This is a genomic window from Marivibrio halodurans (assembly GCF_017963645.1).
Taxonomy (GTDB): Bacteria; Pseudomonadota; Alphaproteobacteria; order UBA8366; family Aestuariispiraceae; genus Marivibrio; species Marivibrio halodurans.
The window spans coordinates 1-22,295 of the sequence record NZ_JAGMWN010000006.1; the positions used below are offsets into that span (position 1 = coordinate 1).

Consider the following 22,295-nt stretch of genomic DNA (forward strand, 5'->3'; position numbering starts at 1 on the left):
AACCAGCCCCGAAATACCGAACAGCATCGCCGCCCGCATATCCCTTCCGAATTCTTAACAATGTCCGATAAAGCGAGGCCGGCTTCTACTCCCCTTTCTCCGCAAGATCAAGCGGTTGAGGGAACTTTTTTTGCCGTCCGCCGCAGCGCGTCGCCGAGTTGCTCCGTGCTGCGGGGGCGGCTTATACGGGCGGCGCCGTGGGGTGTCAAACCCTTTCATGACGATTTTTTTGCGGGCCGCGAAAGCCCCCGCGAAAGCCCCGGGGTTCCGGGCTCTTATCCGGCGCCCGGAACGTCCCCGTCGGCCGGCGCCCGCAGCGATGCCGATCCGCGCGCGACGCACGCTTTCGCCTTTCACTTCGCGCCACGAATCTGATAAGGCTTGCGGTACCGACGGAGGGGCACGTCGTTACCCGCGCATGGGACGAATCCGGCGCTATTGCCGGCTCCGATGGGGATGGCGAAGCATTGACCGCGCCACGAGGTGCCGGGCATGTGCCATTTCCCTGACGACCCATCCGCGAGTCTCGCACGACGAGCCTCCTCCCGGCCGATCGATTGCGTCGCCGACCCCGTCGTTCCTTGGGCGGTCATGGTGGCGATTCGGCCGCGCGGCCTCGTGAAGTAGCCACCGCCCATGGAGTAGTCCAGGTGATGCAAACCCATCCTGATTCACCCCCCTCGCTCGACGCCCCATCACCCAACCCGGCGCGGCGTCTGGTGCTGCGCGCGGCGGCCGCGGCGGCGGGACTGGTCCTCATGGCCGTGACACTTTACTTCGCCTTGCCGGGTAATGGGCCGAACCTGCTGCCCGAGCCGGGCATCGATGCCGCGCTGGCCGCGCCGGCGCAGGACGGCGACCCGATTTCGGCCCACCCCATGCCACCGGAGCGCCCGCGTGTCGCCGCGATCTCCGACGCGGCCAGCAATGCGGCGCTGCTCTCCGAACCCTATCGCGTGACCCTGACCGTGGAATCCGGCGATACGCTGATGGGCCTGTTGACCGAGGCCGGGCTGGACCCGCCGCAAGCGCACCGCGCGATCCAGGCATTGGCCGAGGTCTATAGCCCCCGCAAGCTGAGGCCGGGCCATTCCTTCGACCTTCTTCTAGAGCCCTCGACGGGGGATATTCCCGCCACGTTGCGCGAACTGACCTTCGCCCCGGATCTGACGAAGACCGTGCGGGTCACGCGCGCGCCCTCCGTCGGGGCGGATGCCGAGAAGACGTTTCTCGCGAACGCGACCGACCGGCCCGTTATCACGCGGCTGTCACGCTCCGAGGGGGCAATAGACAGCTCCCTCTATAACGCGGCGGTGGAAGCCGGCGTGCCGATGCCGATCCTGGGCGAGATGATCAATATCTTCTCCTTCGACATCGACTTCCAGCGCGAGATTCAGCCGGACGACCGGTTCGCGCTGCTGTTCGAGGAGCAACGCGCCGAGGATGGCCGGCTTGTCGATACCGGCGACGTCCTGATGGCCGAGATGACGGTGCGCGGCGAGCAACGCCGCTATTACCGGTTCGAGGACGAGAACGGCTTCGTCGATTTCTACGACGCCTCGGGGCGCAGCGTGCGCAAGGCGCTGCTGCGCACGCCGGTGGACGGCGCGCGCATCTCCTCGCGCTTCGGCAAGCGGACCCACCCGATCCTCGGCTATACCCGGATGCACAAGGGCATGGACTTCGCCGCGCCGACCGGCACGCCGATCTATGCCGCCGGCGACGGCGTTGTCGAGGCCGCCGGCTGGAACGGCGGTTACGGCAAATATGTCCGCATCCGCCACAACGGCACCTACAAGACCGCCTATGCCCATATGTCGCGAATCGACAGCCGGGTTAAGGCGGGGACACGGGTACGCCAGCGACAGATCATCGGTTATGTCGGTACCACCGGCCGCTCGACCGGCCCCCATCTGCATTACGAAGTCCATCAGGATGGCCGGCAGGTGAACCCGCAAGGCGTCAAGCTACCGACCGGCAAGGTGCTGGCCGGCGCCGACCTGACCCGCTTCGAGACCGTCATGCGCGAGACCGAGGCCCGCTTCGCGACCGCCCCGGACCTGAGCGGGACGGATACCGCCGCCGCGATCGGAGCGAATTGTCAGGCGTCCGGCACCGCGACCTGCTGAGGCCGTTGATCTCCCCACCGCATCGTCCGCTCTATTCCACGAGCCGGGCGATGCGGTCGAGAGCCATGCGCTTATAGGCAGCGACCAGCGCATCCCCCTCCGCCCCGCCGGTCACGACGGCGAGACGCATCGCGGATTCCCCGAAATGCATGATCAGGACGGTTTCCGCCGTCAGGACCGCATCCGGCGCGCCGCTTCCGACACGCCTCAGCGCCGCCGCCAGGATCGCGCCGTTGGCGCGGCTGTCCTCCAGGTCGAGCGCCTGCAGTGAGCGATCGGCCTGGGTTCCGGTGCGAATATCGCAGAGCACCGGCTCCGCCTTGAAGAGTGCGTAATATTCGTCGACCAGATCGGCGAAGGCGGTGGACAGCGCCGCCGGTGTCTCCACCCCGTCGAGCCCATCCTCGACGCACCGCCGTCCTTCCGCGAAATAGCGCTCCGACAGGGCATGGATGATCGCGCTCTTGTCCGGGAAATATTGATAGAGCGAACCGATCGGAACACCCGCCCGGGCGGCGACCTCGCTCATTCGGAGACCGTCGCTGCCCGACTCGGCGATCAATGTCGCGGCCGCTTCCAGAAGACGTTCCACCCGTTCCCGACTGCGCTTCTGCGCGGGCCGGCGACGCATGGCGCCCTTTTCAGAATGTGAGGATATATCATTTTTCATTGACGCCGAGAATATGAGGATTTATCAGATCATGCAAACGTGAATCTTCCTCATATTTGGAGACGTCCTCATGCCCCCTTCACCAACCGATGCCGCCGCGCCCGTGTCCGCCGCGCCCCTGTCCCCTCACGCCCCGGTTCTCGTCCTCGGCGCCACCGGCAAGACCGGGCGGCGCGTCGCCGAACGCCTGACCCGACGCGGCATTCCGGTGCGCGCGGGCTCCCGGTCGGGCGACCGTCCCTTCGACTGGAACCGGCCGGAAGGGTGGCCCGCCGTCCTGGACGGCGTCTCGGCCGTCTACATCACCTACCAACCGGATCTCGCCGTGCCCGGCGCGCCGGAGGCGGTCCGCGCCCTGGTCGGGCAAGCGCTGGCCCAGGGGGTGCGCCGCTTCGTGCTGTTGAGCGGACGTGGCGAGGCGGAAGCCCAGCGCGCGGAGGCCGTCCTGCAAGCGGCGGATTGCGACTGGACCATCGTGCGCGCAAGTTGGTTCACTCAGAATTTCTCGGAAAGCTTCCTGATCGACCCGGTCCGCGCCGGTCATGTGACCCTGCCGGTCGGCACGGCACGCGAACCCTTCATCGATGCCGACGACATCGCCGACGTGGTGGCCGCCGCGTTGAGCGAACCCGGCCATGAAGGCCAGCTTTACGAAGTCACCGGCCCCGCGCTTCTCTCCTATGAGGAGATGATGGAAGCTCTTTCGGCGACGATTGGCCGTCCCGTCCGATTCGAGCGGATTTCGGCGGCGCGCTATCGCGCGGACCTGACCGCCGCCGGTCTGCCGGAGGAGATGATCGATCTGCTGCTTTATCTCATGACCGAGGTGACGGACGGGCGGAACGAGAGCCTGGGTGACGGCGTCCAACGTGCCTTGGGGCGCCCGCCCCGGCCCGTGTCGGAGACCCTGGCGGCGATCGCCGCGACCGGCCTGTGGGAGCGGGCGGCATGAGCGCCGCGACATCTCCCGCCACGCCCACCGCCCCCGACGTCGATGCATCCACCGTCGATGCATCCGCCGTCGATATACCGGTGCTCGATATCTCGACGCTCGACCTCCTGGCGATTGGCGGCGGCCTGGGCGCGGGTCTGGTGGCGGGGATATTCCTCGCCTTCTCGGGCTTCGTCATGCGGGCGCTGGCCGACATGCCGCCGGCCGCCGGCATCCTCGCCATGCAGCGGATCAATGTGCGGGTCCTGAACGCGCCGATCATGGCGCTGCTGTTCGGCACGGGGATGGTATCCCTGGGGCTCGGCGTCGCCGGCGGCCTCGCCCTGGCGGACGGGGGCGTGGCGGACGGGGGCGTGGCGGATGGGGGCGTGGCGCGGGGCCTCGCGCTGCTTATCGGGGCGGGGGCCTATCTTCTGGGGTGCCTCGCGGTCACGGGGCTGCGCAACGTGCCGCTGAACGAGCGACTGGCGCCACTCGACCCGGCGGGGGCGGAGGCGGCGCGGCTGTGGGCGCGCTATCTGGAACGCTGGACCGCGTGGAACCATCGGCGCACGGTGGCCTCGGCGCTGGCCGGCCTATGCTTCATGCTGGCGCCGCTGTTGTGATCTCGCGGATCACCCGCCGGATACCGGCCAGACCCATAGGATCATCGGCACGCCGACCGCGACGATCAGCGCCTCCAGCGGCAGGCCGACCCGCCAGTAATCGCCGAAGCGGTAGCCTCCAGGTCCCATGATCAGCGCGTTATTCTGGTGTCCGATCGGCGTCAGGAAGGCGCAGGACGCGCCGAGCGCGACCGCCATCAGGAAACCGTCCGGCGGTACGCCCAGCGTCTGCGCCACCGTGACGGCGATCGGCGCCATGACCACCGCCGTGGCCGCGTTGTTGAGCACATCCGACAACGTCATGGTGACGACCAGCAACACCGTCACCAGGACCCATGCCGGCAGACCGTCGGTCAAATCGATCAGGCCCGTCGCGATCAACGACGTGGCCCCGGAAGTATCCATGGCATGGCCGATCGGGATCAACGCGCCCAACAGGACGATCACCGGCCATTCGATCGCCTGATAGAGCTCGCGCGGACTGAGCACGCCGACCAACACCACCCCCAGCGCCGCCAGCCCGAAGGCGATGGTGATCGGCACGACGCCCAGGGCCGCCGCGGCCACGGCCGCCGCGAACAGACCGAGCGCCCAAAGACCTTTCGAGCGCCGCCCGACCGCGAGCGCGCGCTCCGCCAAAGGCAGGCAGCCGAGTTGCGCGATAACATCCGGCAGATCCTTGGCGTGCCCCTGCAACAGCAGCACGTCCCCGACCTGCAGGCGGAACTTGCGCAAGCGCCCGCGATAGGGTCGCCCATGGCGCGAAAGCCCCAACAGGGTGACGCCGTGGCGGGGACCGAAGCGTAATTGCTCGACCGTGCGGCCCTCGACCCGCGCGCCGGGACTGACCACGGCTTCCATGATGGCGCCATCGCCGCTTTTCAGGTCCTTCGCCGCCTGGCCGGGTCCGGCCGCGACCTCCAGATCGAATTTATCGACGAAGCGGTCGATCTCCTCCGCCGTGCCCTCGATGGTCAGGACATCGACCGCCTGCAACGGCTCATGCCGGGGCAGGACGGCATAGCGCCGCCCCCGCCGGATCAAGGCGACGACCTGGATGTCGATATCCCCGGCCTCCTCCTCCATCGCGGCGACGGTGCGGCCGTGGGCGCCGCTTTTCTTCGGAATCCGCACCTCGCTCAGATAATTCTCGATCTCGAAGCTCTCCGCGACACCGCGCGCATTGTCGCCGGCCGGGACGAGACGCCAGCCGATCGTCACCAGATAGAGCACGCCGACCAGCATGACCGCGCCGCCGACCGGCGCGAAATCGAACATCGCGAACCCCTCGCCGAGCGCATCGTCGCGAAAACTGCTGACCAGGATGTTAGGCGGCGTGCCGATCAGCGTTACCAAGCCGCCGAGGATCGAGGCGAAGGCAAGCGGCATCAGCACCGGTCCCGGCATGAAGCCGGCCTTGCGCGAGGATTGCAGCGCGACCGGCAGCAACAGGGCCAGCGCCCCCACATTGTTCATGAAACCGGAAAGCAGCGCCGCCGTGCCGGACAGACTCGCCACATGGGTCGGCACGCCGCGCGAACCCCGCTGGACCAATCGGGCCAGCCCGTCGATCGCGCCGGAGACCGCGAGCGCGCGGGAGAGGATCAGGACAAGCGCCACCGTGACCGTCGCCGGATGGCCGAAGCCCTGGAATGCCTCCTCTGCCGGAACGAGACCGAGTAGCACGCCCGCCAGCAACCCGGCCATCGCGACCAGATCGTAACGCCACCGCCCCCAGGCGAAGAAGCACAGCAACAGGGCGAGAAGCCCGAGGATCAGGCATTGGTCGAGCGTCATCCCACGCCCCCATTCATGCGGACATATGTCGCGCGGTCCGCCGTGCCCCGCCGGTTCAGCGCAGGGCCCCCTTGATCCGGTGCAACGCGTCGAGCGCCGCGCGCCCCATCGCCCGGCACCGTTCCGGCGACCAGCCGTGAACCGGATCGGGCGCGTCGGCATTGTCCTTGAACGGCATCTCCAGAGTCATCGCCAGCGCGCCGAACCGGTCGGTCAGTTGCTTCGTCGCCGTGGAAAGCGTGGTCGAACTGCCGGGCGCGGGTTTCGGATAGCCCTTGGCCGTCTGAAAATCGGGATTGGCGAGAACGAGTTCCTCCTGGAAACGGGCGAGGAGGTTTTCCTGCCGCGCATCGAACCCCGGCACGCCTTCACCGCCGGCGATGAAGACATAGGGCAGGGCCTCGTCGCCATGGACGTCCAGACAGAAATCGAGACCCGTTCGGTCCATCCGCGCCAGGACGTGATGGACCTCGGGGCTGCGCTCCGGGCTCGCCTTGTCCCATTCGCGGTTGAGGTTCGCGCCCGCCGCGTTGGTCCGCAGATGACCGCGCCGGCTGCCGTCCGGGTTCATGTTGGGCACGACATGGAAGACACCGGCCTTCAGGATTTCCCGGGCGACCGGGTCGTCCGGGTCCAGCAACCGGTCGAGGAACCCCTCCATCCACCATTCCGCCTGGCTCTCCCCCGGATGCTGGCGGGCGATCGCCCAGTAGGATTGCTTGTCCGGCCCCGGTTCGCCGATCGTCAACAGGTCGATATCCTCGCCGTCGAGGGTCAGGCCCAGCACCTCGTGCCGGCAGCGCGGCCGGCCCTGGCAGCGCGCGATCAGATCGTGATGGCGTTCGCGGGAATAGGGCGGGAAATAGGCCAGCCAGATGCTGTCCGTCTCCGGCGTGACCCGGATGGTCAGGCGCCCGTCGGCATAGTCGGTCGGACAACGGAACCAATGGCGCCGGTCATGGGACGCGCAGGCCGCGTACCCTTCCCACCCCTTGGGGAAGGACGCCTCTCCGGCATTCTCGATCACCAGTTCCAGCGCCTCGCCCTTGGCGCCGCTGACCCGGAAATGGAACCATTGGAAGAAGCCGTCCTCGCCCGGGTCGGGCTTGATCGCGAGGCGCGCGCGGGGGCCCGCGATCTCGGTCACCAGGATATTGCCGGAATCGAAACTGTCGGAGATGCGCATGGGCCGTTCGTCGCTCCTCGCTGTTCATGACCAAGCCGTTGGGGCCGAATCGCCGGACCAACCGGTCAGGGAACGGACGGGATATGCACGGTATCGATGCGCCCGCCCCGGGCAATGCAAAAAATTCATTGGTTGCGCCTCGCGCCCAAAGGCATAAGGCGCCGAAGGAGCGGCGTTTCAAGGGGACGGATCGACCGGTGCGACGGCACGGGTCCGGCTGGGGAGTATCGACATGCTGGCGGCGGTAGGCTCGGCCTGGGCGCTTTTCTTCGGGTTGGCGCTCATCATGATCGGCAACGGTCTACAGAGCGCGCTGCTCGGCGTGCGCGCGGAACTCGAAGGATTCGGCGCCACCGTCACCGGCATCATCATGACCGGCTATTTCGTCGGGTTCCTCGTCGGCTCCCGTCTCGTCCCCTACATGATCCTGAAGGTCGGCCATGTCCGGACCTTCGCGGCGCTCGCCTCGCTCACCTCGATCACGATCCTGATCCACCCGGCCTATGTCGATGCCTGGGTCTGGACGGCGATGCGGTTCCTGACCGGGCTCGGCTATGCCGGCCTTTATATCGTGTGCGAAAGCTGGCTGAACGACCGGGCGACCAACAAGACGCGCGGCCAGTTGCTGGCGGCCTACATGATCGTGATGCTGGGCGGCGCGGCGGCCGGCTCGCTGCTGCTCGGCACGGTCGCGCCATGGAGTTTCCGGCCCTTCATCCTGATCTCCGTGCTGATGTCCTTCGCGGTGATCCCGATCCTGCTGTCGGCCGCCCCGGCGCCCGCCGTCGACCAGCCGGAGGCGATGTCGCTCAAGCGGCTCTATCAGGCCTCGCCGCTCGGCGTCGTCGGCGCGTTGCTGGTCGGCTCCACCCAGGGGCTGTTCTTCGGCATGGGCGCGGTCTACGCGACGCGCGCCGGCCTATCGGTGCCGGAAACCTCGATCTTCATGATGGGCGCCTTCGTCGGCGGCATGATCATGACATGGCCGATCGGCCGGCTCTCAGACGTCTTCGATCGGCGGCTGATTCTGACCGGCACCACCTTCTGCGCCGCGCTGGCGGCGGTCGGCGGGGCGCTGCTGACGAACCGGCTCGACTGGATGCTCTATCTCGCGATGGCGCTATTCGGCGGCTTCAACCAGCCGCTCTATTCCCTCTGCATCTCGCACACCAACGATTTCCTGACGCCGAAACAGATGGTGCGCGCCTCGGGCACGCTGGTGATGCTGACCGGCATCGGCTCGATCATGGGGCCGATGATGGCGGCCGCGGCCATGGATTCGGTCGGGCCCTGGGGCTATTTCTGGGCGTTGGCGGTCCTTCAAACCATACTCGGTCTCTTCGCGATCTACCGCATCAGCCGCCGCCCGGCCCGTCCGCTGGAGGAACAGGGCGCCTATGTCGCCGTGCCGGCCAACCCGACGCCGGTCACGGCCTCCCTCAACCCGGAGATCGACTGGCCGGACAGCGCCGACGCGCCCGCCCCCGACGATCTGCAGGACGACATGCCGGAGCCGCCGCTTGCCCCCGACGAACGCTCGCCCGACGCGATCGACCCGGACGAGCCCGACGACGATCGCCCGGACACGCCCTTGAAGGCGTGATCCCCCGGACGGCCGATGCTATTCCCGGATCATGACCGACGATAGCCCCCGATACGATACCGATAGCGTGCGCGCCATGCTGGAGACGCGTCGGGCGGAACTGCGCGCCGTCGCGGAATCGAGCGCCGAGAGCCGCCGCCCCGTCACCCTCGACCAGCAAAGCATCGGACGCCTGTCGCGCATGGACGCGATGCAGGGGCAGGAGATGGCGCTGGCCCAGAACCGTCGGCGGGAAGCGGAGGTGAAGCGGATCGAGGCGGCGCTCGACCGTCTCGAAGCCGGCGACTACGGCTATTGCGTGCTGTGCGAGGAGGTGATCGGCGCGAAGCGCCTCGCCGCCGACCCCTCGATCGCGACCTGCGTGGATTGCGCGGGCGGCGGCGGAAGCGGCGGCTGAGAGGGGGACCGATGTCCATGGCCGCCTCGCTCGCCGCCCGGACGGGGCGGTTCCTCGGCACGGACCCGAAGCTCCTCGGCTTCGGTATTACCGCCGCCTTCGCCAGCAGTTTCGGGCAGACCTATTTCATCGCGCTCTCCGGTGGCGCGATTCGCGATACCTTCGACCTCGGCCATGGCGATTTCGGAGCCGTCTATTCCACCGCGACGCTGGCCAGCGCGGGCGCGCTGATCTGGACCGGCAAACTGATCGACCGCATCGACCTACGGCTATGGACCAGCGCGATCATCCTGGCGCTCGCCGCCGCCTGCGCCTTGATGAGCCAGGTGGAAAGCGTGGCGCTGCTGCTCGTCACCCTGTTCATGCTGCGCCATTTCGGCCAGGGGCTGCTCAGCCATACCGGCGCCACCAGCCTGGCGCGCTATTTCACCACCGGCCGGGGGCGCGCCATCGGCATGGCGGGGGCCGGCTATCCGCTGGGCGAGGCGCTGTTCCCGCTCGCCGCCGTGGCCCTGATGGCGGCCGTCGGCTGGCGGGAGATGTGGCTGATCGCCGCCGGGGCGATGCTGGTCGGTTTCCTGCCGGCGCAGCTCGCGCTGCTCGGCGGGCACGGGGCGCGCCAACGGGATTATGTCGCGCGCCTGGCCCGCGAGGAGGAGGCCGAGCGCGCGGCCGCCGCCACCCGTCCCAGCGGCATGCGCGGCCCGCACTGGACACGGGCGGAGGTGCTGCGCGATCCGCGATTCCATCTCGTGATGCCGGCGATGTTGGCGCCGAGCTTCATCATCACCGGCATCTTCTTCCATCAGGTCCATATCGTGGAGGTGAAGGGCTGGTCGCTCGCCTGGTATTCGGCCGCCTTCGTCGCCTATGCCGCCGCCACCGTGCCGGCGGGCCTGATCTACGGCGTGGTCATCGACCGGATCGGGGCGGCCCGGGCCCTGCCCTATTTCCTGCCCGGCATGGTGATCGCCTGCATCGTGCTGGCGACGGGGGACCATCCGCTGACCGTCTGGATCTTCATGATCTTCGGCGGGGCGAACGCGGGCATGACCCAGACACTCGGTTCCGCGCTTTGGGCGGAGGTCTATGGCGTGCGGCATCTGGGCGCGATCCGGGCGCTGACCACCGCCTGCATGGTGTTCAGCACGGCGGCCTCGCCCTTCATCCTGGGGGCCCTGATCGATGCCGGGTTGGATATCGAGACGATCCTGCTGCTCTGCGCCGGATATGCCGCGATCGGGGTCGGGCTTTCAATAGCCGGCCGCGGGCGTTACGCTCCGCGCGCTTGAGACATTCGAGCGGCCTCGTTGGATTTCGGTCGATTTCCGTCGATCCGGAATCGCCTGGGACCGGGATCATCGGTATCCGATCGGGACGGGCGCGCGGGCGGCGCATGCCGTCGGCCGGGCGCGCCCGATCCGCGTCGGCTATTGTGCCTCCGGCCGGGGCCGCCTTTTGCGACCACGAATAACAAGAGGAGTAAGCCGCAATGCTGGTCTGTTTTCATCTCGTCGATGCGCCTGGAATGACCGAGAAGCGCACCGAGATCCGGCCCGCGCACCGGGAATATCTCGACACCAAGAAGGACGACATGTTTTGCGCCGGCCCGCTGATCGCGGATGATGGCGAGACGCCGATCGGCAGCATGCTGGTCGTCGACTTCCCCTCGATCGAGGCGGCGCGCGCCTGGATCTCGGAGGAGCCCTTCACCAAGGCGGGCGTCTACGACATGGCCAAGATCACCATCTACAAGAATATCTGGCCGAAGGGCGCGAACGTCGCCGACACGGCCGGCTGACCGCGCGGCCGCGATAGACGGGAACGGGGAAGATGGCGCGAAACTACTGGCTGATTAAATCGGAGCCCGGCACCTGGTCCTGGGACGATCAGGTCGCCAAGGGCGATGTGGGCGAGGGCTGGGACGGCGTTCGCAACTATCAGGCCTCGAACAACATGAAGGCCATGAAGATCGGCGACCACGCCTTCTTCTACCATTCCGTCAACGAGAAGCGGATCGTCGGCGTGGTCGAGGTGATCGAGGAATATCACCCCGACCCGACGGACGAGAGCGGCCGTTTCGGCATGGTCACCGTCAAGGCGGTGGAGCCGATGCCGAATCCGGTCACCCTGGCCGACATCAAGGCCGATCCGGCGCTCGCCGACCTGCCGCTGATCAAGCAATCGCGCCTTTCCGTCATGCCGATCCCGGCCGACGCCTGGTCGATGATCCGCGAGAAGGGCGGAATGACGCCCTAGGCCGGGTCGACACTCAAATCATCCATATCATTGAAGCGGCGAGCATCAGATACTGATTATCGCGGTCGGCGGTCAGAGCCTCGAACACCCGCTCCCAGACACCGGCATGGCACCATCGGCTGAACCGGCGATGGACGGTTTTCCACGTGCCGTAACGGTCGGGAAGGTCACACCAATGAGCGCCCGACGGAGTACCCAGCGGCAGCCATTCACAAAGACCCGATTGCCCGAAGCCGTTCGGCCTGGATCGCTTGCCTTGCCCGGCAGAAGCCCGGCACTCCCCTCCCACTGACGATCTGTCAGTTCGTACCGCTTCGCGTTCATCACAGAACCTCCGCTCAATGCGGAGACCAATGCACCACACACAACACAAATCCAGATGGTTGAGCACCTAAAGTTTGACCTGCTTTCCTTTCGTATTGTCACGCCAACCTCCCCCCATCCAAAATGTTGGCAAGGTTGACGTGACAATGTTTCGGTCAGTACTCCGCTGCGAGTTTTAGCGTCGCCGAGTGGCCGCTGCTTCCGGTGCCCCCGTCGGACGGCTTGTAGTCCTCGTTGTGCAGGTACTCACCGGTGACGGATAAATGTTCGAACAGCCCGACCGTTACCGCGCCTCCCATGCGCAGTTCGGGAAGGCCGAGCGCCAAGGCTTCACGGGTTCCCTGGACCGTCGCCGCAAAGGTCGCCTCCTTGGTCAGGATCGGCACCGTATAGGCGGCTTCGGCATTCCAGGCAGCCGGTCGCGCGCCCTGCGTGTTGAAGGCCAGTTCGCCGGCTTCGAACGAGTCCAGCGTGGTCAAATATCCGCCGCGCACCGCAAAGCCGCGGAATCCGATCTCACCATGCCCTTCGAACCCGGCGACGTAGTGGTCAAGGGTACCGGCCACCCCGCCCAACCCATCAGTCAGCCCGTCCGAATCCGCAATATTGTTGATGTATCCGACACCAGCCGAATAGGTGACGTCGCCGGTCTCGCCCGCGTATCCGGCGGCCAGGCCGAATTGGTCGACGTAATTGCTGCGGCCAGCCTTCTGCGTGTCGCCATTGTAGCCGAAGCCGGCTAGATGGAACCCTTGGTACTCTGCGCCCACCAGCACGGCGGCCTCTTTCGTCTCGCCCAGATCCTGTGTCAGGGGATCACTGCTCATAGCCGTATCGAAGCCGCCGAACGGCAGGGCCCATTTGCCGGCCTGCAGGAAGACGGGAAATTCCTCCGTGTTGCCGACGATGGCGAAGGCTTCGTCCAGCTCTATGGTTTCGTTCCCATCGTCTTCGTAGATCGCCTGGACATGGGTCGAGAGATATTTGTGCGGCTGTGCATCCACGAACAGCTCAACCTTCGAGAGGGTGATGTCGTTGCCGCCCTGGCCCGTAAAGTCCTCGGTATCGGTCAACTCGACCTCGGCAAGACCGCCGATCTGGACGGTGTCGAGGAAACTTGGTGGCGGCGCGGGCTCCTGCGCCGCTTGAGCCGCCGCCGTCTTTGCGGCCGCCGTCTCTGCGGCCGCCGTCTCTGCGGCCGCCTTCGTTTCCGTCAGCGCCGCATGCAGCTCGTCGATCTGACGCTGCTGCGCCTCGATCCTGTGAAGAAGCTCCTCAGTACTCAATTCGGCGGCCCCTACCTCGGTCACCATTGTGGCGGCCATCATCCCACCGGCAAAAACGCCCGCAGCTACCTTTCGAACAGCGCTAACCCTTTGCATTACATTGCCCTTTTCATTTTTTTCGGACTCCCTGACGCCGCAAAATTGCCCCACCGCAAGGTTGCGTAGAATTTCAGACGTCAGAATGTGATGTGATAACATATCATGCCGTGGCCGAAAGCAATTAAATTTTGCCTCCCGCCTTCCGCGTTCTGAAAGAAGGTTAGCAAGTCAAAACAGGCTAACTCTCGGGATCGCTCCAACGCGCAATAGGCCTTAATACCTGGTAGGACTGGGGCAAAACCAAGGGATTGGCCGAAAAAATTCCCGATGCGCTCTCGCATATCCGTCCAGAAGACGTCCTAGGACGGGTCGGCGCGGGCGCGCGTGGGACACGGGAGGGTGCGGCGACGCGGGTCCCGATTGTCATCCGCGCGCGGGTGGTGCGATACTCCGCGCGGCCATGATCCGATGCGTGCCGGCGACCGTTCCGAACCCACCGGTCCGCCGGCCACCACACCATGCATGCCCAGGGTGCATGCCCCAGGGAAGGAAACGAGAATGCTCGAAACCACGCTCGCCGGCTCGCTGCCGAAACCCGCATGGCTCGCGGAGCCGGAGCGGCTCTGGGCCCCCTGGGCGCAGGAATCGCCGGAACGGCGGCTGGAAGCGATGCGCGACGCCACCCGCCTCGCCATCGCCGATCAGGAGCGTAGCGGCCTCGACATCGTCAGCGACGGGGAGCAATCCCGCCAGCATTTCGTCCACGGTTTCCTGGAAGGGATCGAGGGCATCGATTTCACGAACAAGCGCCGCATCGGCATCCGCGACGACCGGTACGAGGCCGATTGCCCCGTGATCGTCGGCGCGCTGTCCCGGCCCAAGCCCGTCCATGCGGATCAGGTGGCCTTCGCCCGCCAGCAGACCGGTCGGACGCTGAAATTCACCCTGCCCGGCCCGATGACCATCGTCGACACACTGGCCGACGATCACTATGGCGACCGGGAATCCATGGCGATGGCCTTCGCCGATATCCTGAACGCGGAGGCGCGCGACCTCGTCGCCGCCGGCGCCGACGTGATCCAGTTCGACGAGCCCGCCTTCAACGCCTACACCCATCTGGTTCCGGGCTGGGGCGTGGCGGCGCTGAACCGCGCGGTCGCGGGCGTGGGCGCGAAGAAGACGGCGGTCCATATCTGCTATGGCTACGGCATCCAGCAGAACAACGACTGGAAGAAGACGCTTGGCAAGGTCTGGGCGCAGTATCGCGAGATTCTGCCCGCGCTGGTCGGCAGCGATATCGACCAGATCTCGCTGGAATTCGCGGGTTCCCGCGTGCCGGTCGATGTACTGGAACTGGTCGGCGACCGGAAGGACGTGCTGGTCGGCGCGATCGACGTGGCGAGCGACACGGTCGAGACGCCGGATCAGGTCGCGGCCGTCATCCGCGACGCGATGCGCCACATGCCGGCCGCGAATATCTATCCCTGCACCAATTGCGGCATGGCCCCGATGAACCGGGATCTGGCCTATGCGAAGCTGACCGCGCTCGCCCAGGGGGCGAGGCAGGTGCGCGAAAGCCTGTGACCGCGCGAACGACGGCGCGAGCCACCCGGATCGCCGTGCTTCTCTCCGCGGTCGTGGCCGCCGGGTGCGTGATGCCCGCGTGGGCGGGCGGCCTCCACGCTTCCCCGTCGGCGGAGGAACGGCCGGTCTCCGATATCGGGACCGAGTCGCGCCTCGCGCCGGGAGAGTTCGACATTGCCTGCGCGCCACGCGGCGACGGCGCGTATATCTATCGCGCGCCGAGCGTATCGGCGCGCGACGCGGCGCTTTCCGCCCGCGTCGGGTGGGGGTGGAGTTTCAATATCACCCGCCTCTACGACACGCCCGACGGTCAGATGGCGTCCGGTGTCGCGCATGACGGCCGGTGGACGCGCCGCGCCGATGACGGCGCGGACCCGGTGGACGCCCATACGGAGCCGCAATTCTATATCCTGACCCGCGCCTGGGAGTGCGACCTCTACGAACAATGAATCGCCGGCCGGTTTCGTCCCCGCCGGTTTCCCTCCGCTGGTTTCCCCCGCTGGTTTCCCCCGCTGGTTTCCTTGGGGCGAATCATATGTCATGAAATGTGACGCTTGGGTAACACTTTGATGACAGGGCGGCCGCGCGAGCGGACCGGCGGTGGCATGTTTTTCTCGGCAAGGACGGTGCAACAAGTTTCCGTACTGCCTTATCGCAACGATGCGGAAGGGCTGCGGTTCCTGTTGATCACCTCCCGCCGGCGCGGGCGGTGGATTCTGGCCAAGGGCTGGCCCAAGGCCGGCGACCCCCTGGCCGAGATGGCCGGCCAGGAGGCCTTCGAGGAAGCCGGCGTGCATGGCGAGGTGGCGCCGCGCGCGATCGGCCATTACCGCTATATCAAGCGGGTTCGCAGCGGCTATCGCGTACCCTGCGCGGTCAGCGTCTATCCGATGCGGGTGACCACCGAACATGCGGATTGGCCGGAACGCGGGGAGCGCCGTATCCAATGGGTGCCCCCCGCCGAGGCCGCCACGCTGGTCGCGGAGCCCGGCCTACGGCGATTACTGCGCCGGTTGTCCGACGAATTCGACGAAGCGGGGCTGGAGGTCTTCCTGGCCCATCCCCGTCCCCTGCCCGCCGACCCGCCACTCGTTCGGCTGATGGACAGGGTCGGCCAGTGGCTGCGCCCATCCGCCGCCCGTACAACCGGCCCGGAATCCGGGTGACCCTTGGCGCAGGACGACGGGAACCGTAGAGCGCGATTCGGCGGTCGGAATGAGGGGACGCGGGGCGACGCGGCCGCCGCGCGCGGCACGCTCGACCGCGACCTGGAGAAGCTGACCCATGTGGAGGCGGCGAGCCGCGCGCTGACCGGCGGCCTCACCGCGCCGGCTCTGGCGAGCCTTTTCCTGCTGCTGTCCGGCGCCGTCGCCTACGGTTTCGCGGGCGATCAGTCCGGCATCGTGCTGGTCGTGATCGCGGCGGTGCTGGGCGGGTACATGGCGCTCAATATCGGCGCCAACGACGTCGCCAACAATGTCGGCCCGGCGGTCGGCGCGCGGGCGGTGACGCTGACCGGCGCGCTCGTCATCGCCGCGCTGTGCGAGAGCGCCGGGGCATTGCTGGCCGGCGGCGACGTGGTCGATACGATCTCCAAGGGGATCATCGACCCCGGTCAGGTCGGCGACGACGCGATCTTCGTGCGCGCGATGATGGCGGCGCTCGCGGCCTCCGCGCTGTGGGTCAATCTCGCCACCGTGATCGGCGCGCCGGTCTCCACCACCCATGCCGTGGTCGGCAGCGTCATGGGCGCCGGTATCGCGGTCGCGGGCTTCGGGCTGGTCGATTGGCCGACCATGGGCGCGATCGCGGCGAGCTGGGTGATCTCCCCCCTGCTCGGCGGAATTATCGCGGCGCTGTTCCTGGCCTTCATCAAGCTGCGCCTGATCTATCGGGACGACAAGATCGCCGCCGCGCGGCGCTGGATTCCGATCCTGGTCGCGATCATGGCGGCCGCCTTCGCCGGCTATCTGGCGGTGAAGGGGTTGAAGCGCATCTGGCGCCCCGACACGGCGACCGTCCTGTTGCTGTCGGCGGCTGTCTTCGCGGCGACCTATGCCGTCATGCGGCCCGTGATCCGCCGGCAATCGGCGGGCATGGAGAATCGCAACCAATCGCTGCGGCGGCTTTTCCGCCTGCCGTTGATCTGCGCGGCGGCGCTGCTTTCCTTCGCGCACGGGGCGAACGACGTGGCGAACGCCATCGGGCCGCTGGCCGCCATCCTCCATGCGGTCGAGGTCGGCGACATCGCGGGCGCGGTCGTGGTGCCGGGCTGGGTGATGATCATCGGCGCCTTCGGCATATCGCTCGGCCTGTTCCTCTACGGTCCCCGGCTGATCCGCATGGTCGGCTCGCGGATCACCAAGATGAACCCGATGCGGGCCTATTGCGTCGCGCTGTCGGCGGCGATCACGGTCATCGTCGCCTCCTGGCTCGGCCTGCCGGTCAGTTCCACCCATATCGCGGTCGGCGCGGTCTTCGGTGTCGGCTTCTTCCGGGAAGCCTTCGTGGAACGCAGCAAGCGCCGCCGCCGGCTAGTAAGCGGCGGGGCGGAGCCTCCACCGCTCTCGCGCGAGGAACGCCAACGCCGCCGCCTCGTGCGCCGGGCGCATTTCCTGACCATCATCGCCGCCTGGGTCGTGACGGTGCCGGCGGCGGCGCTGCTCTCGGCGGTCCTTTACTGGGCGCTCGATCTCGTGATGGCCTAATACCGTCCATCGCCCGGGGGACACCCTCTCAAAAATAACGATCGATCGGGCAGTCCGGCATCAGGCTTTCCGGTGTTTCGTCCAGGCCGATCTTCTGATGCACGGACAGGACATGCATCATCCGCCCCGCCTCGCCGAGCGGCAGGTCGATACTGATCACCTTGATATGCGAGCGGTCATGCTGGTCGAGATAGCCGGTAGCGATGCCGAGAAAGGGCGCGCGGTCCATTTCCCTGAAATAGGCGATCTCGACCAACGTCCAGAGATCGGGGTTACGCGATTCCTCCCCGAGGATCTTGCCGGTATAGTCCACCCCCCACCAGCGGGTCAGCACCGTGCCCCAGAGCGCGAAGCGCAGGGCGAAGGGATCGCGTTCAACACGGGCGATGAAGATCCGGCCGAGCCAGCGCCTGAGATCAAGGACATCGATATCGGCCCGGCGCGGCATGACCGCGCCCGCTGGCGTTCGCCCGCGCCACAGCGCGACCAATTCGGCGAAGGGGCCGAAGCGCTCCGGCGCGGCATCGAGCGCGCACACCCCATAGCGCCACTTCAGCACCTCGCGCGGATCGGAATTCATAATGTCGTCGCGGCCCCAGGTGCCGCCCTTCCCATGCGCGATTGTGGGGACTGACGGCCGTCGACGCAATGCCGCGATTCCCAGCCCGAGAAACCCCACCCCAAAAACCCGTTCAAGAAAAAGGGCGGCGCCACGCGGCCCCGCCCTTCTTCGTTCCGCCGATAGCAGATGCCGCCGTCAGGCGTCCTTGCGGTTCTGACGGTTGTCGATCAGGTCGTCGACGACGCCCGGGTCGGCGAGGGTCGAGGTATCGCCCAGGCTGCCGAAATCATCCTCGGCGATCTTGCGCAGGATGCGGCGCATGATCTTGCCCGAGCGCGTCTTCGGCAGGCCCGGCGCCCATTGCAGCCAATCGGGGCTGGCGATGGGACCGATATCCTTGCGCACCCACTGAACGAGTTCCTTCTTGAGGTCGTCCGACGGCTCCTCGCCCGAATTCAGGGTGACATAGGCATAGATGCCCTGGCCCTTCAGATCGTGCGGGGCGCCGACCACGGCCGCTTCCGCGACCTTGGGGTGGCCGACCAGGGAGCTCTCGACCTCGGCCGTGCCCATGCGGTGCCCGGAGACGTTGATCACGTCGTCCACGCGGCCGGTGATCCAATAGTACCCGTCGGCATCGCGGCGGCAGCCGTCGCCGGTGAAGTACTTGCCCTTATAGGTCATGAAGTAGGTCTGCTCGAAGCGCTCATGATCGCCATAGACCGTGCGCATCTGACCCGGCCAGCTATCGGCGATGCAGAGATTGCCCTCCGTCGCGCCTTCCTGCAGATGGCCTTCATTGTCCACGATCTCCGGCTTGACGCCGAAGAAGGGGCGGGTGGCCGACCCGGGCTTCAGCTTCGTGGCGCCTGGCAGCGGGGTGATCAGGATGCCGCCGGTCTCGGTCTGCCACCAGGTATCGACGATCGGGCAGCGCTTGTCGCCCACTACCTCGTAATACCAGCGCCATGCCTCCGGATTGATCGGCTCGCCGACCGTGCCCAGGATGCGCAAGCTCTTGCGGCTGGTCTTCTTCACCGGCTCCTCGCCCTTGGCCATCAGGGCGCGGATCGCCGTCGGCGCGGTGTAGTAGATATTGACCTTGTGCTTGTCGATGACCTGCCAATGGCGCGAGGCGTCCGGGTAGGTCGGCGTGCCCTCGAAGATCATCGTGGTCGCGCCGTTGGCCAGCGGGCCGTAGACGATATAGCTGTGACCCGTCACCCAGCCGACATCGGCCGTGCACCAATAAACCTCGCCATCCTTGTAGTCGAAGACGTACTGGTGCGTGATCGAGGTATAGACGAGATAGCCGCCGGTCGTGTGCAGCACGCCCTTCGGCTTACCCGTCGAGCCGGAGGTATAGAGGATGAAGAGCGGGTCCTCCGCGCTCATCTCCTCGCACGGGCAGTCGGTATCGGCCGCCTCGGTGACCTCATGATACCAATGGTCGCGGCCGTCCTTCATGTCGATCGGATTGCCGGTGCGCTTGACCACCAGGACGCTGGTCACCGACGGGCAGTTCTCCACCGCCTTGTCGGTATTCGCCTTGAGCGGCACGTTCTTGCCGCCGCGCGGCCCCTCGTCCGCGGTAATCACCATCTTGCATTCGGAATCCTGAATGCGGTTGGCGAGCGAGTCGGGCGAGAAACCACCGAAGACGATCGAATGGATCGCCCCGATGCGCGCGCAGGCCAGCATCGCATAGGCCGCCTCCGGGATCATCGGCATGTAGATGCAGACCCGGTCGCCCTTCTTCACGCCCTGGGCCTTCATGGCGTTGCCCAGGCGACTTACCTTCTCGTGCAGTTCCTTGAAGGTGATGGTCTTGTCCTGGTCCGGCTCGTCGCCTTCCCAGATGATCGCCGCCTGATCGCCACGCTTCTCGAGATGGCGGTCGACGCAGTTATAGCAGGCGTTGAGCGTACCGTCCTCGAACCACTTGATCGACACGCCGGGCGCATTGAAATCGACGTTCTTGACCGTCGAGAAGGGCTTGATCCAATCGACGCGCTTGCCGTGCTCGGCCCAGAACGCTTCCGGGTCCTCGACCGACTGCTTGTACATCTTCTCGTAGGTATCGTTGTCGATCCATGCCTGTTCCGCGATCGCGTCCGGCACGGGAAAGACCTGTTCTTCCGACATGGGCAGTGTTCCCCTCTGCTCTCACGAACCGACCCGCTTGGGCGCGGGCGACGCGCCGACGATCGGTCCCGTTCCACGCCAGTACCCTCCATCGCACCCGGCTTGACACCGGGCCCGGGCAAAGGCGCGCTTTCTTGACTCGGCATGTTGCCCAACTCCGGCCCGCGCTTCAACCGGCGCGCGCGTCCTTCGCCGCGCCGACCGGGACACGCACCAGCCGATTGATCTCGCTCAACATCTAGGGTTTCGTACTAACATATCAATCGACGAAAGCCGGAGCACCCGCGTGCCAGTATGATGGGAGAACAACGATCGCATGGCAAAATACGCCGCCACGCCGACGGGCCGGGCCCGTACCTTCGGGGAGAACGAGATCATCGTCTCCAAGACCGACCCCAAGGGTCGCATCACCTACGCCAACGACGTGTTCCTCCGGGTCGCGGGCTATGCGGAATCGGAGATTCTGGGCGCGCCGCATTCGATCCTGCGCCACCCGGACATGCCGCGCTGCGTCTTCAAGCTGTTGTGGGCGCGGATCGAGGCGAAACGGGAAATCTTCGCCTATGTGAAGAACATGGCGCGGAACGGCGACCATTATTGGGTTTTCGCCCATGTGACACCGACCTTTAACGAGGCCGGCGAGATCAGCGCCTATCATTCCAACCGACGCCTGCCGGACCCGGCCGCCGTGGAGAAGGTCGAGCCGCTCTATGCCGCGCTGCTCGCGGAGGAAGCCCGGCACGACAACGCGAAGTCGGGGCTGGAAGCGGGCGTGCGGATGCTGAACGAGAAAATCGACGAAACAGGGATGGTCTATGATGAATTTGTTTTCACGCTCTAGGCACGACGCGACGGACGGGCGTCCGGGCCCCGGTACCGCGCCCGCCGGCGCGAAACCCAAGCGCCGGTCCCCCGAGGCGGAGATCGCGCGCGCGACCGCGATTTGCCAACGCGCCGCGGCCGGTGACATGGAGGCGCGTATCGTCGGCATCGCGGAGGGCACGCCGACCGCGGAACTGCATCACGCGATCAACCATTTGCTCGACGTGGTCGATGCCTTCACGCGGGAATCGGAAGCCTCCCTGAGGCATGTCGCGGAGGGCAAGTTCTATCGCCGTATCCTGCTGCGTGGTCTCCAGGGGGAATTCCAGCGCGCCGCCGGCTCGATCAACGAGGCCGTGGCCTATATGCGCGACCGCGACCGCCGGGTTTCCCATATGGCCGACCGATTCGAGGACTCGGTGAAGGACGTGGTCGAGGTTCTCGCCTCCGCCGCGACGGAGATGGAGGCGACGGCGGGCGGCATGCGTGGTCAGGCGGAGGAGACCGCCAACCGGTCGGAGAGCGTGCGCGAGGCGATGGATTCCACCTCCCAGAATGTCGAGACGGTCGCCGCCGCCTCGGAGGAACTCGCCGCCTCGACGCAGGAGATCGGCCGATCCGTCGGCCGATCCAGCGAAGTGACGGCCAAGGCGGTCGACGCCGCCGCCGAGGCCGACCGCAAGGTGGAAGGCATGAACACCGCCGCCACTCATATCGGGGAGGTGATCGACCTGATCCGCGACATCGCGGACCAGACCAACCTGCTGGCGCTCAACGCGACCATCGAGGCGGCACGCGCCGGTGAGGCCGGCAAGGGTTTCGCCGTCGTCGCCAACGAGGTGAAGACCCTGGCGAGCCAAACCGCCAAGGCGACCGAGGAGATCACCCGCCAGGTCGGCGACATGCAGAGCATCACGGCGGAGACCGTCGCCTCGATCCGCGAGATCAGCGCGATCATCGACGAGACGCAGCAGATCGCATCCACCATCTCGGCCGCCGTGGAGCAGCAGAACGCCGCGACGCAGGAGATCGCCCGCAACGTCCAGGAGGCCGCCGCCAGCGCGCGCGGCGTGAGCGAGACGATCGGCACCGTGTCGGAGGCGGCACGGGATACCGGGCAGGCGGCGAGCGAGGTGTTGCAGGCCGCCGGGGAACTGTCCCGGCAGGCGGAGACGCTACGCGGCGCCGTGGACGGTTTCCTGAATACGATGCGCGCGGACTGATGGG

At 66.7% G+C, this 22,295-nt stretch carries 21 protein-coding genes; 14 read left to right on the forward strand and 7 right to left on the reverse strand.

Features of this window, described 5'->3' with window-relative positions; genetic code table 11:
- The first annotated feature begins 653 nt into the window (after positions 1-653).
- Positions 654-2,129 carry a M23 family metallopeptidase gene (locus tag KAJ83_RS12945; RefSeq protein ID WP_210682513.1) on the forward strand — a complete coding sequence of 492 codons (1,476 nt, stop codon included), beginning with the start codon at positions 654-656 and terminating at the stop codon, positions 2,127-2,129.
- Between the two features lie 31 nt (positions 2,130-2,160).
- Here KAJ83_RS12945 and KAJ83_RS12950 read toward each other — a convergent pair whose 3' ends face one another.
- Positions 2,161-2,760, reverse strand: a complete 600-nt coding sequence (locus KAJ83_RS12950; protein WP_246484544.1) for a TetR/AcrR family transcriptional regulator — start codon at positions 2,758-2,760, stop codon at positions 2,161-2,163.
- 109 nt (positions 2,761-2,869) lie between these two features.
- Between KAJ83_RS12950 and KAJ83_RS12955 the strand changes: the two genes are divergently transcribed.
- Positions 2,870-3,751, forward strand: a complete 882-nt coding sequence (locus tag KAJ83_RS12955) for an NAD(P)H-binding protein (RefSeq protein WP_210682514.1) — start codon at positions 2,870-2,872, stop codon at positions 3,749-3,751.
- Positions 3,748-4,356, forward strand: a complete 609-nt coding sequence (locus KAJ83_RS12960) for an anthrone oxygenase family protein (RefSeq protein WP_210682515.1) — start codon at positions 3,748-3,750, stop codon at positions 4,354-4,356. The genes KAJ83_RS12955 and KAJ83_RS12960 overlap by 4 nt, the downstream gene beginning before the upstream one ends.
- 9 nt (positions 4,357-4,365) lie before the next feature.
- Here KAJ83_RS12960 and KAJ83_RS12965 read toward each other — a convergent pair whose 3' ends face one another.
- Both KAJ83_RS12965 and KAJ83_RS12970 read right to left on the reverse strand, forming a co-directional pair.
- Positions 4,366-6,153: an SLC13 family permease gene (locus tag KAJ83_RS12965; protein ID WP_210682516.1), complete on the reverse strand. Its 1,788-nt coding sequence runs from the start codon at positions 6,151-6,153 to the stop codon at positions 4,366-4,368.
- Between the two features lie 55 nt (positions 6,154-6,208).
- On the reverse strand, positions 6,209-7,339 hold the full coding sequence (locus KAJ83_RS12970; RefSeq protein WP_210682517.1) for a M14 family metallopeptidase: 1,131 nt from the start codon (positions 7,337-7,339) through the stop codon (positions 6,209-6,211).
- A 232-nt stretch (positions 7,340-7,571) separates the two neighbouring features.
- Here KAJ83_RS12970 and KAJ83_RS12975 point away from each other — a divergent pair, with 232 nt between their 5' ends.
- The 5 genes from KAJ83_RS12975 (at position 7,572) to KAJ83_RS12995 (ending at position 11,598) form a co-directional block, all read left to right on the forward strand.
- Positions 7,572-8,942, forward strand: a complete 1,371-nt coding sequence (locus KAJ83_RS12975) for an MFS transporter (RefSeq protein ID WP_210682518.1) — start codon at positions 7,572-7,574, stop codon at positions 8,940-8,942.
- Positions 8,943-8,973: 31 nt separating this feature from the next.
- Positions 8,974-9,339 (forward strand): TraR/DksA family transcriptional regulator, encoded by a 366-nt coding sequence (locus tag KAJ83_RS12980; RefSeq protein WP_210682519.1) that lies wholly within the window; start codon positions 8,974-8,976, stop codon positions 9,337-9,339.
- Positions 9,340-9,350: 11 nt separating this feature from the next.
- Positions 9,351-10,631, forward strand: coding sequence for an MFS transporter (locus KAJ83_RS12985; protein ID WP_210682520.1), 1,281 nt, complete (start codon positions 9,351-9,353; stop codon positions 10,629-10,631).
- A 200-nt stretch (positions 10,632-10,831) separates the two neighbouring features.
- Positions 10,832-11,140: a YciI family protein gene (locus tag KAJ83_RS12990; protein ID WP_210682521.1), complete on the forward strand. Its 309-nt coding sequence runs from the start codon at positions 10,832-10,834 to the stop codon at positions 11,138-11,140.
- Positions 11,141-11,172: 32 nt separating this feature from the next.
- A complete protein-coding gene (locus tag KAJ83_RS12995; protein WP_210682522.1) occupies positions 11,173-11,598 on the forward strand; it encodes an EVE domain-containing protein in 426 nt (141 codons plus the stop codon).
- A gap of 13 nt (positions 11,599-11,611) precedes the next feature.
- On the opposite strand, the gene KAJ83_RS19755 is transcribed toward KAJ83_RS12995, so the two are convergent.
- Both KAJ83_RS19755 and KAJ83_RS13005 read right to left on the reverse strand, forming a co-directional pair.
- Positions 11,612-11,989: a transposase gene (locus KAJ83_RS19755; RefSeq protein ID WP_210682523.1), complete on the reverse strand. Its 378-nt coding sequence runs from the start codon at positions 11,987-11,989 to the stop codon at positions 11,612-11,614.
- 88 nt (positions 11,990-12,077) lie between these two features.
- Positions 12,078-13,235 (reverse strand): LbtU family siderophore porin, encoded by a 1,158-nt coding sequence (locus KAJ83_RS13005; protein WP_210682524.1) that lies wholly within the window; start codon positions 13,233-13,235, stop codon positions 12,078-12,080.
- Between the two features lie 570 nt (positions 13,236-13,805).
- Between KAJ83_RS13005 and KAJ83_RS13010 the strand changes: the two genes are divergently transcribed.
- From KAJ83_RS13010 to KAJ83_RS13025, 4 genes are all read left to right on the forward strand, one after another.
- Positions 13,806-14,831, forward strand: coding sequence for a methionine synthase (locus tag KAJ83_RS13010; protein WP_210682525.1), 1,026 nt, complete (start codon positions 13,806-13,808; stop codon positions 14,829-14,831).
- Positions 14,832-14,866: 35 nt separating this feature from the next.
- Entirely contained in the window at positions 14,867-15,280 is a 414-nt protein-coding gene (locus tag KAJ83_RS13015; RefSeq protein ID WP_210682526.1) for a hypothetical protein, read from the forward strand.
- Positions 15,281-15,457: 177 nt separating this feature from the next.
- Positions 15,458-15,997 carry an NUDIX hydrolase gene (locus KAJ83_RS13020; protein WP_210682527.1) on the forward strand — a complete coding sequence of 180 codons (540 nt, stop codon included), beginning with the start codon at positions 15,458-15,460 and terminating at the stop codon, positions 15,995-15,997.
- A 3-nt stretch (positions 15,998-16,000) separates the two neighbouring features.
- Complete coding sequence (locus KAJ83_RS13025) at positions 16,001-17,539, forward strand: inorganic phosphate transporter (RefSeq protein ID WP_210682528.1); 1,539 nt, start codon at positions 16,001-16,003, stop codon at positions 17,537-17,539.
- A 28-nt stretch (positions 17,540-17,567) separates the two neighbouring features.
- On the opposite strand, the gene KAJ83_RS13030 is transcribed toward KAJ83_RS13025, so the two are convergent.
- Positions 17,568-18,119, reverse strand: a complete 552-nt coding sequence (locus KAJ83_RS13030; RefSeq protein WP_210682529.1) for a PAS domain-containing protein — start codon at positions 18,117-18,119, stop codon at positions 17,568-17,570.
- Positions 18,120-18,296: 177 nt separating this feature from the next.
- Positions 18,297-20,246: an acetate--CoA ligase gene (acs, locus tag KAJ83_RS13035; protein WP_210682530.1), complete on the reverse strand. Its 1,950-nt coding sequence runs from the start codon at positions 20,244-20,246 to the stop codon at positions 18,297-18,299.
- A 316-nt stretch (positions 20,247-20,562) separates the two neighbouring features.
- Between acs and KAJ83_RS13040 the strand changes: the two genes are divergently transcribed.
- Positions 20,563-21,087, forward strand: coding sequence for a PAS domain-containing protein (locus KAJ83_RS13040; RefSeq protein WP_210682531.1), 525 nt, complete (start codon positions 20,563-20,565; stop codon positions 21,085-21,087).
- Positions 21,062-22,291, forward strand: a complete 1,230-nt coding sequence (locus KAJ83_RS13045) for a methyl-accepting chemotaxis protein (protein WP_210682532.1) — start codon at positions 21,062-21,064, stop codon at positions 22,289-22,291. Before KAJ83_RS13040 ends, KAJ83_RS13045 begins: the two co-directional genes overlap by 26 nt.
- The last annotated feature ends 4 nt before the right edge of the window (positions 22,292-22,295 follow it).